Source organism: Marinovum sp. PR37 (genome assembly GCF_028807375.1).
In the GTDB taxonomy this organism is placed as follows: domain Bacteria; phylum Pseudomonadota; class Alphaproteobacteria; order Rhodobacterales; family Rhodobacteraceae; genus Marinovum; species Marinovum algicola.
On sequence record NZ_JARAML010000002.1, the window covers coordinates 81,651 to 98,434 of the forward strand.

Annotated in this window: 16 protein-coding genes; 9 read left to right on the forward strand and 7 right to left on the reverse strand. The window is 64.9% G+C overall.

Features of this window, described 5'->3' with window-relative positions; genetic code table 11:
* Complete coding sequence (locus tag PVW49_RS01970; RefSeq protein ID WP_074834481.1) at positions 1-672, forward strand: GntR family transcriptional regulator; 672 nt, start codon at positions 1-3, stop codon at positions 670-672.
* Here PVW49_RS01970 and PVW49_RS01975 read toward each other — a convergent pair.
* From PVW49_RS01975 to PVW49_RS02005, 7 genes are read right to left on the reverse strand one after another with little or no spacing between them, the layout of a single operon-like run.
* Complete coding sequence (locus PVW49_RS01975; RefSeq protein ID WP_274589761.1) at positions 669-1,817, reverse strand: CaiB/BaiF CoA transferase family protein; 1,149 nt, start codon at positions 1,815-1,817, stop codon at positions 669-671. The two genes, PVW49_RS01970 and PVW49_RS01975, sit on opposite strands and share 4 nt — an antisense overlap.
* Positions 1,814-2,971 carry a CaiB/BaiF CoA transferase family protein gene (locus PVW49_RS01980; RefSeq protein ID WP_274589762.1) on the reverse strand — a complete coding sequence of 386 codons (1,158 nt, stop codon included), beginning with the start codon at positions 2,969-2,971 and terminating at the stop codon, positions 1,814-1,816. Before PVW49_RS01980 ends, PVW49_RS01975 begins: the two co-directional genes overlap by 4 nt.
* 17 nt (positions 2,972-2,988) lie before the next feature.
* Positions 2,989-3,792 (reverse strand): IclR family transcriptional regulator, encoded by an 804-nt coding sequence (locus tag PVW49_RS01985; protein ID WP_048530085.1) that lies wholly within the window; start codon positions 3,790-3,792, stop codon positions 2,989-2,991.
* The gene (locus tag PVW49_RS01990; RefSeq protein ID WP_074834488.1) at positions 3,789-4,553 is read right to left on the reverse strand and encodes an enoyl-CoA hydratase/isomerase family protein; all 765 of its coding nucleotides are present in this window, start codon (positions 4,551-4,553) and stop codon (positions 3,789-3,791) included. The genes PVW49_RS01985 and PVW49_RS01990 overlap by 4 nt, the downstream gene beginning before the upstream one ends.
* Complete coding sequence (locus tag PVW49_RS01995; RefSeq protein ID WP_274589763.1) at positions 4,550-5,842, reverse strand: TRAP transporter large permease; 1,293 nt, start codon at positions 5,840-5,842, stop codon at positions 4,550-4,552. The genes PVW49_RS01990 and PVW49_RS01995 overlap by 4 nt, the downstream gene beginning before the upstream one ends.
* Entirely contained in the window at positions 5,839-6,330 is a 492-nt protein-coding gene (locus PVW49_RS02000; protein ID WP_048530090.1) for a TRAP transporter small permease, read from the reverse strand. The genes PVW49_RS01995 and PVW49_RS02000 overlap by 4 nt, the downstream gene beginning before the upstream one ends.
* Positions 6,331-6,386: 56 nt before the next feature.
* A complete protein-coding gene (locus tag PVW49_RS02005) occupies positions 6,387-7,382 on the reverse strand; it encodes a C4-dicarboxylate TRAP transporter substrate-binding protein (protein ID WP_083415911.1) in 996 nt (331 codons plus the stop codon).
* Positions 7,383-7,544: 162 nt separating this feature from the next.
* Here PVW49_RS02005 and PVW49_RS02010 point away from each other — a divergent pair, with 162 nt between their 5' ends.
* From PVW49_RS02010 to PVW49_RS02045, 8 genes are all read left to right on the forward strand, one after another.
* On the forward strand, positions 7,545-8,657 hold the full coding sequence (locus PVW49_RS02010) for an extracellular solute-binding protein (protein WP_274589764.1): 1,113 nt from the start codon (positions 7,545-7,547) through the stop codon (positions 8,655-8,657).
* 3 nt (positions 8,658-8,660) lie between these two features.
* Positions 8,661-9,377 (forward strand): SDR family NAD(P)-dependent oxidoreductase, encoded by a 717-nt coding sequence (locus PVW49_RS02015; RefSeq protein ID WP_274589765.1) that lies wholly within the window; start codon positions 8,661-8,663, stop codon positions 9,375-9,377.
* A gap of 10 nt (positions 9,378-9,387) precedes the next feature.
* Positions 9,388-10,434 carry a zinc-binding dehydrogenase gene (locus tag PVW49_RS02020; protein ID WP_274589766.1) on the forward strand — a complete coding sequence of 349 codons (1,047 nt, stop codon included), beginning with the start codon at positions 9,388-9,390 and terminating at the stop codon, positions 10,432-10,434.
* Positions 10,435-10,555: 121 nt separating this feature from the next.
* Positions 10,556-12,169: a GMC family oxidoreductase gene (locus PVW49_RS02025; protein WP_274589767.1), complete on the forward strand. Its 1,614-nt coding sequence runs from the start codon at positions 10,556-10,558 to the stop codon at positions 12,167-12,169.
* Between the two features lie 14 nt (positions 12,170-12,183).
* On the forward strand, positions 12,184-13,140 hold the full coding sequence (locus tag PVW49_RS02030; RefSeq protein ID WP_274565595.1) for an ABC transporter permease: 957 nt from the start codon (positions 12,184-12,186) through the stop codon (positions 13,138-13,140).
* Between the two features lie 44 nt (positions 13,141-13,184).
* Complete coding sequence (locus PVW49_RS02035) at positions 13,185-14,216, forward strand: sugar ABC transporter substrate-binding protein (protein ID WP_074834497.1); 1,032 nt, start codon at positions 13,185-13,187, stop codon at positions 14,214-14,216.
* A 56-nt stretch (positions 14,217-14,272) separates the two neighbouring features.
* Positions 14,273-15,253: an ABC transporter permease gene (locus tag PVW49_RS02040; RefSeq protein ID WP_274565593.1), complete on the forward strand. Its 981-nt coding sequence runs from the start codon at positions 14,273-14,275 to the stop codon at positions 15,251-15,253.
* Positions 15,250-16,752: a sugar ABC transporter ATP-binding protein gene (locus tag PVW49_RS02045; RefSeq protein ID WP_274589768.1), complete on the forward strand. Its 1,503-nt coding sequence runs from the start codon at positions 15,250-15,252 to the stop codon at positions 16,750-16,752. Before PVW49_RS02040 ends, PVW49_RS02045 begins: the two co-directional genes overlap by 4 nt.
* Positions 16,753-16,784: the final 32 nt, after the last annotated feature.

The following is a 16,784-nucleotide window of genomic DNA, read 5'->3' on the forward strand; positions in this document are numbered from 1 at the left end:
ATGAAAACCGGCGACGATACCGCGGAACTCCCGCTCTACGATGCGATCCTCGATGACATCTATGATGGCCGTCTGGCCGGTGGCCAGCGGCTGAAGGTCTCCGAGATCGCCGAGCGCTATGGCACCAGCACCAGCCCGGTGCGCGAGGTTCTGCGCCGGATGCAGGGTGAAGGGTTTGTCGAGATCCATCCCAACCGCGGCGCCACGATCCGACCCACCGATGCCGGATCGATCCAGAACATCTTCGAGGTCCTGCAAATGCTCGAGCCGTATTTCGTCAATTGGTTCGCCGATTACGCGCCGCCCGATCTGCTGGACGAGCTGGAGGGCATCCAGGCCAGGATCCACGAGCTGCCGCATTCCGAGCAGCGGACCTTTCGCAAGCTCGACTTTCAGTTTCACGAGATTTTCTGCCGGGGGCATTACAACCAGACAGCGGCCGAGATCTGGCGCAACCTGCGCACCACGCTCAACGTCCAGGCGGCCCGGCTGCGGATTTCACCGGCGCGGTTCGAGGCGATCAAGAAGGAACATGACGAATTGATCGTCGCCCTGCGCGCCAATGATCCGGCCCGCGCGGATACCGTGATCCGCAAGCATGTCGACGGCTCCTTCGTGCAGATGTCACAGCAGATCCGGGCGCTGGGGATGAAGAACGTCGCGGCGCATTAGCCTGTCGCGACCGCGGCGCTGAACCCGAACTCCGCGGCCAGTTTTTGCCCGTGTTCGTTCAGTGCCGGGCCGCGCCGGGCAGGCTCTGGGCGCTGACCGTCGAGCCGGAACGGCGCCGCAACGCGGGCCAGTTCCGCTCCGGGCCGCAGCATTCCGGTCACCGCCGGGCCGCCCTCGGCGATCATGTCCTCCCAGGTACGGACCCGGGCGCACCAGATGCCCTTGGCCGCAAGCTCCGCTTCCCAGTCCGCCGCCCGGCCGGTGGCGAAAACCGCCTGCACCGCTGTGCGGATCGCCTCGCGGTCGGCGAAGCCGTCCATCCCGTCCAGCTCTGCCGTCAGCGCCGGCCGGCCCAGCGCCTCGGTCAGCACCGGCAGCGGTGTCATGGCCAGCGCCAGCCAGCCCTCCGCGGTGTCGTAGACCCCGTAAGGCGCGGCGAGATAGCCATGCGCCGACCCCTGGCGCATCCGGCGCGGCGGGGTCTGGCCGTTGCTCATCCAGGTGGTCAGGAATTCGAATTGCAGGTCGATCAGCGCTTCCAGCAGGCTGGTCTGCACATGGGTGCCCTCGCCGCTGCGAGCCTGCCGAAAAAGCGCGGCGAGCAGCCCCTGCGCCAGACAGGCACCGGCGGTGATATCGGCAATCGGCAGCCCCACCGGCACCGGACCCTGGCCCCGGTCGCCGCTCAGCCACATCAGCCCGCTGCGCGCCTGCGCCAGCAGATCCTGCCCCGGCAGCCCGGCCCAATCGCCGGTCTCGCCGTAGCCGGAAATCGAGCCGTAGACGAGCCCCGGCCGCAGGGCCTGCGCCGTCTCATAGCCGAGGCCCAGCCGGTCGATCACGCCGGGGCGAAAATTCTGGATCACCACATCGGCCCCGGCGACAAGCCTTTGCGCCGCCTCCTGTCCGTCGGCGCTCTTGAGGTCGAGGGTCAGGCTTTCCTTGCCACGGTTGATGGCGTGAAACAGCGTGCTGTCGCCTTCGACGCGGGTCGCGGACACATAGTGATGACGACAGAGATCGCCACGGTCGGGGTTTTCCACCTTGATCACCCGCGCGCCGAGATCGAGCAGCCGCAGCGCGGCATAGGGACCGGCCAGGAACTGGCTGAAATCCACCACCGTCACGCCATCGAGCGGCCTCATGCCCGGGCTGCGGCGACAAGGCTGCCGAACACCGCGTCGGTGTCGGCGCCCAGCGCCGGCGCGGCCACGGGGTTGCGCAGCATCCGGCCGTCGATGCGGATCGGGCAGCGGGTGGTCTTGGCGTCGGCACCGCCTTCGGTTCGGATCACCTGCACCGGATCGAGCGCCGCGAAACCCGGGGTCGCGGCAAAGGCGGGCCAGTCGAGAACCGGGGCGCACCACAGCCCGGCCGGTTCGAGAATGTCGAGCCAATGCTTCGTCGGTTGCGTCGCGAGAACGCCGGCCACCACCGACTTGATCTCGTCGAGCCGAGCAAAGGCCTGCGCCTGTCCGAAGGCCGCGATCTCGGGGCAGGCGAGCAGCTCCGCCAGCTTGGCCAGAGGTGCCATGGCCAGCGCCATGTGGCCATCGGCGGTCCGGTACACACCGTAAGGCGCGGGCTGATAGGGGTTGGCGTTGCCCTGCGCGTGGCGGCGCGGCTGGCCGCTGTCGTCATTGAGGAAACAGGTGAACTGCTCGAAGGTCATGTCGATCGCCGCCGACATCAGATCGACTTCGACCAGCCCGCCTCTGCCGCTGACCCCGCGCCGCACCAGACAGGCAAGGATGCCCTGCACCAACTGCCCCGCCGTCGCCACGTCGAGCATGGCAAAGCCGGTCGGCACCGGCCCGTCACCGTCATTGCCGTTGAGCCAGGCAATCCCGGACAGCGCCTGCACCAGCAGGTCCTGTCCCGGCTTGTCCTTCCACGGACCCTCGGCGCCATAGCCCGAGACCGCGCCATAGACCAGTCGCGGGTTGAGGGTCTCGACCGCGTCATAGCCCAGCCCGATCCGCTCCATCACGCCGGGACGGAAGTTGTGGATCATCACGTCGGCGGTTTCGATCAGCCTGCGCACGTCGGCCAGATCCTCGGGTCTCTTGAGGTCGGCGGTGACGCTTTTTTTGCCCCGGTTGAAGGTGTGAAACACCAGGCTGTCGCCGTCCAGCCGTTGATCGTTGACTACCATCGACCGACACAGATCGCCGCCCTGGGGCCGTTCGATCTTGATCACCTCCGCCCCCAGGTCGGCCAGCCGCAGCGCCGCCACCGGGCCGGCAAGGAATTGCGCGAAATCCAGCACGCGCAGGCCGGAGAGCGGAAGATCGGTCATGGGTCAGGTCCTTTGTGTCATGAGGTAAGTGCGGCGCCGAATGGGCTGGCGTCGGGCAGAAAGCCCAGCGAGCGCGACAGTTCGAGCGCGGTGAGGCGAATTGTGGCGAGGGCGTCTTCGGCGCTGGGCGCGTCGCCCACCTGGCCGATGAACCCCGAGGTAATGGCGGCGGTGACGCCGCGCGTGTCAAAGACCGGCACGCAGAGGTTGCGCACGCCGGTGATCATCGTGCTGGGCGTATCCTCGAAGCCGTTCTGGCGGATGCGGGCGAGGCGCCGGGCCAGCGCCGCGCGTTGGTCTTCGGGCTGGCGGGCGATGTGGCGGTCCTGCACGTCCTCGGGCGAGAAGGCGAGGATCACATGGCCGGAGCTGGTCTGGCTGACCGGAAACAAGGCGCCGGTGCGCACCGCATAGCCGGCGGGCAGGGGGCTTTGCACCGAGGTGAGCACAAGGACGTTGTCGCGGTTTAGGACACCGAGATGACAGGATTGGCTGGTGCGCGCGGCAATCCGTTCCAGCAGCGGCAGGGCGGCATGGATCAGCCGTTCGGTCGGGTCGTGTCGGTGCGACAGCTCGAACAGTTTCAGCGTCAGCGCATAACGGCTGGTGCGCGGATCCTGATGCAGGTAGCCGCGTTCGGTGAGATAGACCACGACGCGATAGATTTCGCCCATGGTCCGGCCCAGCGCATCGACGATCTCGTTCATCGTCAGGCCGCCCGACCGGTCGGTCAGCAGTTCCAGCACGTCGAGCGCCTTTTCCACCGCCGGAACCGAGGATTTGGCTTTCTTGGTCGCGTCATTTGCCGCAGGTTTGTTCATCTGGTGTCCCCTGATTGCCTGGCGCGCATCTTGGCCTGTTCCGCCTTGGCGAAACAGAGGGACATCAGTTCATTTTCGTTGCGCAGCCCCTGTTCCAGACTCAGATCCATCGCCCCGCGCACCGCCGCCTTGACGCCCTGGGTGGCGTGCGGCGCGTGTCCCGCGATCTGGCCGGCGATGGCGCGGGCGCTGTCCAGCTCTTCGCCCGGTGCGACGAGGTATTCGACCATGCCGATCCGCGCCGCTTCTTCGGCGTCGAAGCGATCCCCGGTCAGCAGCAGCCGCATCGCCTGGCCCTGGCCGCACATCCGCGTCAGATGCTGCGCGGCGCCGCCGGCGCCATTCCAGCCGAGCCGCACCTCGGGCGCGGCAAAGATCGCCGAGCGGGCCACCACGCGCAGGTCGCAGGCCAGCGCGATTTCCAGCCCGCCGCCCAGGGCCCAGCCCTTGACCGCCGCGATGGCGGGCTTGCGCAGCGACAGGATCGGCGGGATGTAATCGAGGCGGTTGCGCCAGGCCCAGAAATCCTCATAGCCCTCCAGCGCCTTGATATCGGAACCGGCGCAGAAGGCGCGGTCGCCCGCGCCGCGAAAGATCACCACATGAACGGCGGCGGTCTCGTTCGCCTCGGCGCAGCATTGGCCGATCTGGCGATACATCTGCGGCGTCAGCGCGTTGTGCTTGGCGGGGCGGTTCAGCGTGATCTCGGCGACATGTCCGTCGTGGGTGAAATCCACGCTGCCGTCGGTGTCCTGAGTCATTGCGGGCCTCCGTCGAATTGCAGGTTGGGCAGCCAGAGCGAGAGCTGCGGAAGATAGGTGAGCACGAAGAGCATCCCGAAAAGCACCAGGTAGAAGGGGGCGCAGGCGCGGATGAAATCGGCGATCCGCACCCCGGTGATCGAGCAGGTGGTGAACATCAGCGTGCCGAGCGGCGGGGTGACGCCGGCGACGGTCAGGTTGAACACCATGACGACACCGAAATGCACCGGATCGATGCCGACCTTGGTGATCACCGGCACCAGAATCGGCGTCAGCAGGATCAGCGCGGCCGAGCCTTCGATGAACATGCCCGCAAGCACCAGCAGCAGGTTGATCAGCAGGAGCAGCAGCAGCGGGTTCTGGGTCAGGGCCAGCATCGCCTCGGCGACCTGCGCCGGGATCCGCTCCCATGTCATGTAGAAGCCAAAGGCGTTGGCGGCGCAGATGATCAGCAGGATCACCGCCGTCGCCTGCATCGTCTGCTCAAGGATCGGGCGAATGTGGGAAAGCTTCAGGTCGCCATGCACCAGCCCGACGACGACCGCGAAAAGCACCGCCATCGCGCCGGCCTCGGTCGGCGTGAAATAACCCAGCCGGATGCCCAGCACGATGCCCACCGGCACCAGCAGCGCCAGGAAGGCGCCGCGAAAGGCGCGGCCGCGGCCGGCCCAGGGCAGGGGCGCCTCATACGCCGGTTGCAGGTCGAGTTGGCGGGCGCGCAGGGCCACCGCGCCCGTCATCGCGGCGCAGATCAGTACCCCCGGCACGATCCCGGCGAGAAACAGCCGCCCGATCGACACATCGCCCATGAAGCCATAAAGGATCAGCCCGATCCCCGGCGGAATGATCACCGAGATGATCGAGGAGGACGCGGTGACGGCGGTAGAAAATGCCGGGTCATAGCCGCGCTTCGTCATCTCGGGCACCAGAACCTTGGACTGCATCGCCGCATCGGCATTGGCCGAGCCCGAGACACCGCCCAACAGCGTCGAGAGCAGTACGTTGACCTGCGCCAGCCCGCCTTTCCAATGGCCGGTCATCGCCTCGGCGAAGCTCATCATGCGGCTGGTGATGCCGGCGTAGTTCATCACGACGCCGGTCATGACAAACAGCGGCACCGCCAGCAGCGGAAAGGAATGGGTGACGGCGACAATGCGCTGGATGAAGATCTCGGGCGGCATGGCGCCGGAAATCAGGAAGAAGGAGAGCCCCGCCATGCCGATGGCGAAGGCGACGGGAATGCCGATGGCGATGCCGAGCAGCAGGATCAGGACGGGCGCGAGGCTCATACCACATCCTCCAGCGCGTCGACCGGCGGCGGGTCCATCAGGCCCAGCAGCCGCAGGGCCGAGGTCAGCGACATGCCGACAAAGGCGAGCAGCGTGGCGAGGTAGACCCAGGAGAACGGAATATCGAGCACCGGCGAGGGCCGCGTCGCGCCCTTCTGCATCATGACAAAGCTCAGCCAGGCGGCATAGGCGAGAAAGGCCAGCACCAGCCCGTCGGCCAGCTTGCGCAGCGCGCGCCGGGCCGCAGCGGGCAGGAGATCGATCAGCAGGGTCACCCGGATGTGCCGCCCTTCCTGATGGGCGGTCATCGCGCCGATAAAGACCACCCAGGTAAAAAGGATGCCGGAGAGCTCGGTTGTCCAGACCGCCGGGCGTTCGGTGACGTAGCGCGTCAAAACACCCCAGAGCACCGAGCCGGTCAGCACCGCCAGCGCCGTGAAGGACACCAGATTCTCGGCCCGCCGGACCCATTTGGCAAGGTTCTGCATGATCTCTCCTCCCTTGGTTGGCCCGGGCCGCATCTGGCCCGGACCGGGGGCCTTCCTCAGTTGTCGAGGATCGCGCGCACGCGGTCGTACAGGCCTTCGGACCAGTCCGGGAACTTGGTATAGACTTCGGCCGTGGCGTCCTGGAAGGCCGCGATGTCGACGTCGCGGTTGAATGTGACGCCTTCGGCCTCGAGCTTGGAAATCCACTCTTCTTCCGAGTTCAGCATAACGTCGGTCATGAAGACACCGGCCTTGTTGGCCTCTTCGTCCAGCACGATCTGGATGTCCTCGGGCAACGAGGCGAAGAGATCGGCGTTCATCATCAGCCCGGTGAAGCCCTTGAAATGGCCGGTGAGCGAGATGGTTTTCTTGGTCTCGTGCAGCTTGGCGCCGTGGATCGAGGGCAGGGGCGCCTCGGCGCCATCGACCACGCCGGCGGACAGCGCCGAATAGACCTCACCCCAGGCGACCTGCGTCGGGCGCGCACCCATGGCGTTGAAGGTTTCCACCCACATGATGTTGGGCGGGGTGCGGAAGGTCATGCCTTCGGTGTCCGCGGGGCTGGAGATCGCCTTGTCGGCCAGCATGTGGCGCGCGCCGAACAGCCAGTTGAGCGACAGCAGTTCGATGCCGGATTCGCTGCGCAGCCGGTCCTTCATCTCGGCATAGAGATCGCTTTCCACGATTTTGGTGAAATCGCGGGGATCATCCATCAGGTAGGGCCCGCCCAGAACGCCGAAATCGGGCACGAAATCGCTGAGATAGCCGGGGTCGGAGATCGAGATGATCGGCGCGCCTGCGCGGATCTGCTCAAAGACTTCCGGGTTCGATCCGAGCTGCGCATTGGCAAAGATCTGGATCGCAACCGCGCCGTCGGTGCGGGTCTCCACGTTCTTTGCGAATTCTTCCATCGCCTGCTGGATCGGCTCCTTGTCCGAGGTCACATGGGCAAGCCGAAAGGTGTATTCCGCCGCTCCGGCCGCCAAGGGGGCCAGGGCGAGGCCGGCAATGCCGATCAGGCGGGAAGCGCGGCCAATAAGTTGAAAAGTCATGAATTTTCCTCCTCCGATTCGGTGGTCGGCGGCAGTGTCTGCGCCGTTTCCGAGTCTGGGATAACACAGGAATTTCAAATTTAGAAGTAATTTTGATACTTGAAAATAGAATCCGGATTCGGCAAGCAAGAAGGCAAGCCGCAGAATCGGGAGGGCAAGCGCATGAAATTGAGGGGCATGACCTGGGATCATCCGCGGGGCTTCGACCCGGTTGTCGCCGCGTCAGAAGTGTTTCGCGCTGAGACCGGCGTCGAGATCGCCTGGGACAAGCGGTCGCTTCAGGCCTTTGCCGATGCGCCGATTGCCGAGATGGCGGAGCGCTACGATTTCATCGTGCTCGACCATCCGCACGTCGGCCAGATTGCCGAAACCGGCGCGCTGCTGTCGCTGCCGATGCCACAAGATGCCTCGGCCTCGCTGGGTGGGTCGGCAGAGAGCTATTTCTGGAACGGAAAATGCTGGGCCTATGCGGTGGATGCGGCCTGCCAGATGGCGGCCTATCGCCCCGATTTGGGCCCCGATCTGCCGCGCCACTGGGAGGATTTCCTGAGCGGGGAGGCCGCGCGCTTCCGTCCGCTGACGCCGCTGCTGCCGGTCGATGCCTTCGACATGCTGATGACGCTTGTCGCCGGGCGCGGGGGTGCGGTGATGCCGGTGGGCCCGGCGCATTTCGTCTCTGACGACAATGGACTCTATGCGCTCGGGGTTCTGCGCGCGCTCTACAATCTCGGGCCGGATGAGCAGGTCGACATGAACCCGATCGGCGCGCTGGAGGTGCTCTCGACCACCGATGATTTCGCCCTGTCGCCCTGCCTGTTCGGATACGTCAACTACGCCCGCCCCGGATTTCGCCCGCATCCCGTGGGCTATTTCGATCTGCCGCTCTGCGCCGGGCATTCCCGCGCGCGCAGCATCCTCGGGGGCGCCGGGATCGGCGTGTCCGCCAAGACGCGGCACCCCGAGGCCGCTATCGGTTTCGCGCAATGGATCACTTCGCCCGAGGTGCAATCCGGCGTCTACCTGGACAACAATGGCCAACCCGCCAACCGCCACACCTGGTTGGCGCAGGCGGAAAACCCGGCGGTTGCCGGTTTCTTCAAGGGCGGCTTTCACACCATCGACAACGCCTGGACCAGGCCGCGCGACATCTGGTTTCTGGATTTTGTCGACGAGGTCTGTGCGATCATGCCGGATTTCTTTCGCAGGGCGATCCCCGAGGAGCAGTTCCTCGCGCGGATCAACCAACTCTATCACCATCATTTTTGTGAGGCCTGAGCCATGCCGATTGCCGTCATCACCGGGGGAAACAAGGGGCTGGGCCTCAGCCAGTCGCGGCGTTTCCTGCAAGCCGGGTTCGAGGTGCATGTGGTGGCCCGGAGCCGGGCCGATTTTGACGCGCTGGGGCAGGGGGCGCATTTCCACGAATGCGACATTGCCGCCGACCGGGCGGCTGATTGGCTGGCTGCGATCCATGCCGGCGCCGGCCCGATCGCGGCGCTGGTTAACAACGCCGGCGTGCATTTCAAGAAGCCGATCTGGGAGGTGCCGCCGGAGGCGCTCGACCAGGTGCTCGACATCAACGTGCGCGCCATGTTCGCGGCCTGCGGGCGCTATGTCAGCCTGCATCAGGACAGCGGCGGCGCCATCGTCAACGTCTCGTCGATGGGCGGGATCATGGCGCTGCCCTCGGCCGCGGCCTATGTGACCGCCAAGACCGCCGTTGTCGGGCTGACCCGTTCCGTCGCGGTGGATGCGGCGCAGTTTGGCATCCGCTGCAATGCCGTCAGCCCGGGTTTCATCGATACCGACATGACCCGCGCCGTGCTGGCGAAAGACCCGGCGCGCCGCGACAGGATCGAAAGCCGCATCCCAACCCACAGCTTTGGCCAGCCCGAGGATGTGGCCAATGCCATCTTTTATCTCGCCTCAGACCAGGCGGCCTATGTCAACGGCGTCAATCTGCCGGTCGACGGCGGCTATGCCATCGGATTTTGAAGGAACCGTCATGAGCTTTGTCCAGACCCGCCTGACCGCCGCCGAAAGCGTTGCCACCGGCCCCCAATCGCCGCCCGAAGAGATCGCAGACGGCCATGTCCGCCTGCGCCTTGCGGTTGCCAGCCTCTGTGGCACCGATCTGCATTACTACGCGCATTTCGCCAATGCCGGGTTCGAGCTGCACAATCCGGTGACTCTGGGCCACGAAGCCTGCGCCTGGGTGGAGGATCCGAACGGATCGAGACTGCGCAGGGGCCAGCTCGTTGCGCTCAACCCGATCATGAATTGCCAGAGCTGCGATCCCTGCAAGCGGGGCGAGGAAAACCTCTGCACCGCCAAGAAATTCCCCGGATCGGCCACCACCGTTCCGCATCTGGACGGCTTTTTCCGCGATGTGATCGATCACCCGGCGCGCTGCTGCCGCCCGGTGGCCGAAGATGTGAACCCGCGCCACCTGACCTTTGCCGAGCCGATGGCCTGTGCGCTGCACGCGCTGAACAAGGGCGGCGTGGGCGCGGGGGACAAGGTGCTGGTGACGGGCTGCGGGCCGATGGGGCTCCTGGCGATTGCCGGCGCGGCGGCACGGGGCGCGCAAGTCACGGCGCTCGATCTGCGGCCCGGTGCGGTCGAGGTCGCGCGCAAGGCCGGCGCCGGCGAGGGGCTTCTGGCCGACCGGATTTCGGACGCCGACATCGAGAAACGCTTTGACGTGGTGGTCGAGGCCTCGGGCGCGATCCCGGCCTTCAATACCGCGCTCAAGGCAGTGCGCCAGAAGGGCCGGGTATCGATCCTGTCGAATATCCAGCTGCGTGAGGCCCGGGTGATGCTGCATCTGGTGATGCTCAAGGAAATCGAGCTTTGCGGCTCCTTTCAGTTCAACCGCGAATTCGAGGAAGCGGTGCAGCTGATCGAATCCGGCGCGGTGAATTTCGAGGCACTGACGGCCGCGGAATACCCGCTTGATCAGACCGGGGCCGCGCTGGCGTATATGACGGCCGGCAAGGCCTTCGGCAAGATATTGTTGCTGGGAGAGGGCCTGACAGGAAAATCTATTTAGTCTTACAAAAGATATCGAAACCGACGGCTATTGACAGAATGTCGGACGTTTGGCACAAGTTTTCCATATTTTGGTATTACCAAAATTGAGGGGAGTGCGACTTTCTTGGGGAGGGAGGATGATGGAGACTTTCGATCATATCGTGATCGGCGGGGGATCGGCGGGCAGCGTGGCCACCGCACGGCTGATCGAGGGAGGCGCCAAGGTGCTGCTGCTCGAAGGCGGGTATCACCATCGCCATCCTCTGCTCGACATGCCGCCGGGGGTGTTCAAGCTGCTCAAGAACGGCTCCAAGTTTTTTCGCACCCACAAATCCACCCCGCAGTCCCAGCTTGGCGGGCGCCAGACCGAGATCCCGCAGGGCAACGTGCTGGGCGGGGGCTCTACCGTGAACGGTCAGGCCTATGTGCGCGGCCGGCCGCAGGATTACGACGCCTGGCACGCGGCGCTGCGCGGGAACAATGACGCGGTGCACTGGGACTGGGAGGCGGTGTTGCCGCATTTCAAGCGGCTCGAAGGCAACCGCAAGTTCAACGACGATCTGCATGGCTGCGACGGGCCGCTGACGGTCTCGGACCCGGGGCATATCGACGATATGGCGCGATGGTTCGTGCAGGCGCTTCAGGCGCAGGGCGAGCCGTTCAACCCGGATTTCAACGGCAAGAGCCAGCGCGGCGCCGGGTTCTTCCAGTTTACCTATGATCGGGGCCAACGGGTTTCGGCGGCCTATGCCTTTCTTGATCCGATCAAGAACAACCCGAAGCTGACGATCCGCCTGCGAAGCACGGTACAGCGCGTGTTGATCCAGGATGGCCGCGCGGTGGGTGTGGTCTATCGCGACAAATCCGGCACCGAGCACACCGCGCGCTGCGCGGGCGAGGTGATCCTTTCGGCGGGGGCGCTGATCACGCCGAAGCTGCTGATGCTCTCGGGGCTGGGCCCAGCGGATCACCTGCGCGACCATGACATCGACGTGGTGCAGGACATTCCGGGCATCGGCCGGAACCTTCAGGATCACCCCGACGTCTCGATCGTCGCGCGGGCGAATGGAAACTACGGCTATTTCAAGCAGGATCGCGGCTGGAACATGCTGCGCAACGGCATGGAGTTCAAACTCTTCGGCCGGGGCCGCATCACCACCACCGGGCTCGAGGCCGCCTGTTTCGTCAACCCAACCGATCCCGAGGCGCTGCCCACGCATGAGGCCTACTGCATCCCGGTGATGTATCTCAATGACGCGCAGGCCAGGACCATCCCCGAGGATTACGGCGTCTCGATCCAGATGGTGCTGCTCAAGCCGCAGTCCACCGGCGACGTGAAGCTGGCCTCTGCCAACCCCGACGACATGCCGCTGGTGAACCCCAACTTCCTGTCGGACGAACGCGACATGGACGAGATGGTCAAGGGGTTGCGCTATTTCCGCGAGACCATGAACCAGTCGCCGCTGGCCGACCGGATTGCCGAGGTCGTGGCGCCCACAGACTATTCCGACGCGGCGCTGCGCGACCATTGCCGCCGCGTGGTCAAGACCAATTTCCACCCCGCCGGCACCGCGAAAATGGGCGCCGATGGCGATCCGATGGCGGTGCTCGATGCGCGCATGAGGGTGCGGGGCGTCGAGGGGCTGCGCGTCTGCGACATGTCCGCCGTGCCCGACATTCCTGCCGGCAACACCAATGCGCCCGCCATGGTGCTGGGCGACCGCTGCGCCGAGATGGTGCTGGGGCGGCTATGAGAAGGATGACAGATATGCCCAACTTCGGACGACTGCTGCGCGAAAGGAACATCATCTTCGTGACCCTCGCGCTCTGTGTGCTGTTCTATCTGATCAGCCCGCGCTTTCTGAGCCTCGACAACATGTCGGCCATCTCGCGCCAGATCGTGCCCATCGGGCTGATCGCGCTGGGGCAGTATTTTGTCGTGGTCTCGGGCAATATCGACCTGTCGATGGGCATGGGATCGGTGCTCTTTGCCATCGTTTTGGGCGTGTTCTTCGGCCTCACGGGCGGCGTCGCCCTCGGGATTGTCGCGGTGATCGTCTGCTCGCTGGCGCTGGGCTTCTTCAACGGGGTGCTGGTGGCCAAGCTCAAGTTACCGGCCTTCATCGTCACGCTCGCCATGCTGTTCAGCGCGCAGGGGCTTTCGGGCCTGATCATCCCGCGCGGGCAACAGATTTTCCTGATGGGCGATTTCTTCCGCTTCATTGGCGCCGGCAAGTTCATGGGGCTCTACTGGTCGTTCCTGTTCCTCGTGGCGCTCTTCGTGCTGGCCTATGTGGTCTACAACCACACCCGCTGGGGCGCCTATGTGATCGCCATCGGCAATTCCGAGGAAAACGCCCGCCTCGCCGGCATCGATGTCGACCGGGTCAAGATCGGGGTGTTCATGTTCTCGGCACTGTGCAGCGGGCTGGCGGGGATCGTCCTGTCCTCGCGCATGGGGTTCGTGCAGCCGGGGCTGGACGGCAACGGCCTGCTGCTCGACGGCATCGCCGCGATCATCATCGGCGGCACGCTGATCCTGGGCGGGCGCGGCACCATTGGCGGCGCTTTCTGGGGCCTGCTGTTCATCGGCGTCATCAACAACGCGCTCAACCTGCTCAACGTCGAGGACGTCTGGCACCAGGTGTTCAAGGGGGCGGTCATTCTGGCCGCGCTGGGGGCCAACTGGCTGCTCTGGCAGTCGCGGCAGGTCGAGGCGCATTGACCCGCGAAATTACCAAAGACCAATCAACAAGGAGGAGACTACAGATGACTTTCAAACGGACATTCGCCAGCACGCTTGCGCTGGCCACGGGGCTGGCCGGCGGCGCGCTGGCCGACGAAGGCAAGCTCGACATCGTGTTCATCAACGATGGCCATGTCGCGCCCTATCACGTCGCCTGGCTCTCGGGGTTCGAGGACGCCATCGAAGCCTATGACGACGCCTTCGAGGACATCGAGATCACCGGCCGTTGGCTCTCGGCTGAAGGCTCGCTGGAAAAGATGATCCAGCAGACCGAAGTGACGATCAACGAAAAGCCCGATGTGATGTTCGTCAACGCCATCAACGTCGATGCGTTCGAGCCGCTGGTGGCGAAGGCGCAGGAGGCGGGCATCACCTGGATCGCCGTGCATTCGCCGATGGAAAGCGCGGACTACAGCTTTACCCTGGGCGACGTGGCCAATGGCACCAATCAGGGCATGGCGATGTGCGCGCTGTCGGGCGGCGAGGCCTACAAGGTGGCCGTGATGCTGGGGCAGGCGGGCAACCCGTCGGGCGAGGCGCGGCGCGAAGGCATCATGAAGGGTATCGCCTCGTGCGACAATGTCGAGGTGGTGGCCGAACAGCCCGCCGACTGGGACACCGTCAAGGCGCAGTCGATTGCCGAGAACTGGATGACGCAATATCCGGACCTCGATGCCATCTCGGGCGTGACCGACGCGTATATGTACCCCTCGATTGCCATCGCCACCAACTCGGGCAAGGACCTGGAGTTCTTTGGCTATGACGGCGACATCCCGATCCTGCAACAGATGCAGGACGGGCCGGTCAAGGCCGATATCCTGCTGTCGGGCACCCGCGAGGGCTGGAACTTCGTGCAGATGGCCTATCGCATCCACAAGGGCGAGACGCCGGACAAGGTCTATGACTTCTTCACCCCGCTGGTGATGAGCGAAGAGAACCACAAGCTGGCACTGGCGAACGGCTTTCCCGAGGACGTGCAGGTCTATTACGTCGATCAGGCGCTCGACGTGGCCGCCAAGGGCTATCTCGAGTTCGGCCCAGATTCGGTGAAGTAACGACACGACCGGGGCGGCCCCCAGCCGGGGCCGTCCCCTTCCGGGGAGGAGAGACCATGACCACAGCCACCGCCACGACGCCGTCACGGCCGGGCTTCAAGCTCGACAGCCTGACCCAGCGCTACCTGTTCCTGATCCTGCTGATCGTCATCGCCTCGGTGGGCTTCGGCATCGCCAACGAAAATTTCTATTCGCTGGCCAATATCGGCATCCTGCTGCGCTCCATTGCGGTGCTGTTCCTGCTGTCGATGGGCATGACCTTCATCATGCTGACCGGCGGCATCGACCTTTCGGTCGGCTCCAACGTCGCCTTTTCCGGCGGGGTGGGCGTGGTGGCGCTGACCGCCACCGGTTCGGCCCCCATCGGGTTTGCCGCCGCCGTCGCCGCCGGCATGGCGATCGGCGCGATCAACGGCGTTTTCATCGGGCGGCTGAGGCTTTCGGCCTTCATGGTGACGCTGGCGACCTACGCGCTGGCCCGGGGCATGGCGCTGGTGATCTATAATGCGGATTCGATCAATGTCTCCGACGCCGCCTTCCTCTGGCTGGGCGGGGTGAGCTGGGGCAACATGCCGGTGGTCATCCCCTTTGTCGCACTGGTTTTCGTCGCGCTCTCGGTGCTGCTCTACAAGTCCACTTTCGGCCGCGATGTCTATGCCGCCGGGTCGAATATCAACACCGCCTTCGTGCTGGGCCGCCGGCCGGAACGCACCTTGGTCTGGGTCTATGTCCTCTCGGGCGCATTGGCGGGCCTCTCGGCCATCATCACCGTCGGCCGCGTCTCCTCGGGGCAGCCCTGGGCGGGGCTCTACCTCGAATTCGACGCCATCACCGCGGTGATCCTTGGCGGCACCTCGCTCTTTGGCGGTCGCGGGCGGCTGCTCGGCACAATCCTCGGCGTCCTGCTCTACGGCATCATCATCAACGGCCTCGTACTGACCGGCACCAATCCCTATTTGCAGAGCCTGATCAAGGGGATGATCCTGCTGGGCGTGGTGCTGCTCGACACGCTGGTACAGCGGAGGAACGCGCAATGACCAAACGGCTCGACATGAAGGGCATCGGCAAGAGCTTTTTCGCCACCCGCGCCCTCGACAACGTGAATTTTACCTGCGTGGCGGGCGAGGTGCATGCGCTTGTGGGGTTGAACGGCGCCGGGAAATCGACGCTGATGAAGATCCTCGGCGGCGTCTATCAGAAAGACGAAGGCGTGATCGAGATCGACGGCGCAAAGGTCGAAATCGCCGCGCCCTCGGACGCCGGAGACCGTGGCATCGCGATGATCCACCAGGAGCTGTCGCTGATCAACGAGCTGACCGTGGCGGGCAACATCTTCCTCGGCCGCGAGCTGCGCCACGGCGCCACGCCCTTCGTCAACAAGCGTGAAATGGCGCGGCAGGTGCGCGCCCAGCTTGATCGCTTTGGGCTGACGCTCGACCCCAACCGCAAGGTGGCCGACCTGAACTCGGGCGAAAAACAGATCGTCGAGATCATCCGCGCGCTGATGTCGGACGCCTGGCTGATCGTGATGGACGAGCCGACTTCGGCGTTGTCGGAAGAGGACAAGGAGATGCTGTTCGACTTCATCCGCAAGATGAAGGAAGAGGGCATCGCCATCATCTATATCTCGCACCACATGCCCGAGATCTTCAGCATTGCCGAACAGGTGACGGTGATGCGCGACGGGGTGATCGTGCTGTCGGAACGCACCGCCGCCTCGTCCGAGGATCATGTCATCCGGTCGATGACCGGCGCCGAGCTCGACCATTTCGTCAAACCGCACAAGGAGATCACCGGCAAGACCATCCTGACGGTGGAAAACCTCACCCATCCCGGTGCCTACGAGGACATTTCCTTCAATGTCCATGAAGGCGAGATTGTGGTGATGACCGGGCTGCGCGGCTGCGGCGCCCCGGAACTGGCCAAGGCGATCTTTGGGCTGGACGGCAGTTACGCGGGCAAGATCTCCTATTTCGGCCAGCCATTGAAGCCCGGACGCGGCCCGGCGCAGGCGGTGGCCGACGGCATGGGGCTGGTGACGGAAAACCGCGACAAGAACGGCATCCTGCCGCCACTCTCCGTGCGCGACAACATCGCGCTGCCCTATCTGGAGAAATCGGTGAAGGCCGGATTGATTGACGGCCGCCGGATCGACGCGCTGGTCGACAAGGCGATCCGCGACACCTCGACCAAGACCTCCTCGCCGGAACAGGAGATCCGCTTTCTCTCGGGGGGCAACAAGCAGAAAATCTGTTTTTCCCGCTGGCTCGACCCGGACCTGAAACTGCTGATCCTGCTCGAGCCGACGCGCGGCATCGACGTTCACGCCAAGGCCGACATCTACCGCATTATCGAAGACCTCGCCGGCCGCGGCGTCGGCATCCTGATCCTGTCGTATGAAATCGACGAGGTCATCATGCTCGCCGACCGCGTGCTCACCCTCTACCAGGGTGCGACGGTCTCGGAATATGCCTATCCCGGTTTCGACAAGGACCGGATGCTGGCCGACATGGCCGGCGCGGGGCAGGGGCACTAGCCGCCCGCCCGCGCCGCACCCCATCCAAAAGG

Excerpts from the sequence above, each read along its gene's own strand:
- PVW49_RS02045 (WP_274589768.1), top strand. The coding sequence starts at position 15,250 with ATGACCAAACGGCTCGACATGAAGGGCATCGGCAAGAGCTTTTTCGCC.
- PVW49_RS01985 (WP_048530085.1), bottom strand. The coding sequence starts at position 3,792 with ATGAACAAACCTGCGGCAAATGACGCGACCAAGAAAGCCAAATCCTCG.
- PVW49_RS02040 (WP_274565593.1), top strand. The coding sequence starts at position 14,273 with ATGACCACAGCCACCGCCACGACGCCGTCACGGCCGGGCTTCAAGCTC.
- PVW49_RS01995 (WP_274589763.1), bottom strand. The coding sequence starts at position 5,842 with ATGAGCCTCGCGCCCGTCCTGATCCTGCTGCTCGGCATCGCCATCGGC.
- PVW49_RS01975 (WP_274589761.1), bottom strand. The coding sequence starts at position 1,817 with ATGAGGCCGCTCGATGGCGTGACGGTGGTGGATTTCAGCCAGTTCCTG.
- PVW49_RS02035 (WP_074834497.1), top strand. The coding sequence starts at position 13,185 with ATGACTTTCAAACGGACATTCGCCAGCACGCTTGCGCTGGCCACGGGG.
- PVW49_RS01970 (WP_074834481.1), top strand. The coding sequence starts at position 1 with ATGAAAACCGGCGACGATACCGCGGAACTCCCGCTCTACGATGCGATC.
- PVW49_RS02015 (WP_274589765.1), top strand. The coding sequence starts at position 8,661 with ATGCCGATTGCCGTCATCACCGGGGGAAACAAGGGGCTGGGCCTCAGC.
- PVW49_RS02030 (WP_274565595.1), top strand. The coding sequence starts at position 12,184 with ATGCCCAACTTCGGACGACTGCTGCGCGAAAGGAACATCATCTTCGTG.
- PVW49_RS01990 (WP_074834488.1), bottom strand. The coding sequence starts at position 4,553 with ATGACTCAGGACACCGACGGCAGCGTGGATTTCACCCACGACGGACAT.
- PVW49_RS02025 (WP_274589767.1), top strand. The coding sequence starts at position 10,556 with ATGGAGACTTTCGATCATATCGTGATCGGCGGGGGATCGGCGGGCAGC.
- PVW49_RS02010 (WP_274589764.1), top strand. The coding sequence starts at position 7,545 with ATGAAATTGAGGGGCATGACCTGGGATCATCCGCGGGGCTTCGACCCG.
- PVW49_RS01980 (WP_274589762.1), bottom strand. The coding sequence starts at position 2,971 with ATGACCGATCTTCCGCTCTCCGGCCTGCGCGTGCTGGATTTCGCGCAA.
- PVW49_RS02000 (WP_048530090.1), bottom strand. The coding sequence starts at position 6,330 with ATGCAGAACCTTGCCAAATGGGTCCGGCGGGCCGAGAATCTGGTGTCC.
- PVW49_RS02020 (WP_274589766.1), top strand. The coding sequence starts at position 9,388 with ATGAGCTTTGTCCAGACCCGCCTGACCGCCGCCGAAAGCGTTGCCACC.
- PVW49_RS02005 (WP_083415911.1), bottom strand. The coding sequence starts at position 7,382 with ATGACTTTTCAACTTATTGGCCGCGCTTCCCGCCTGATCGGCATTGCC.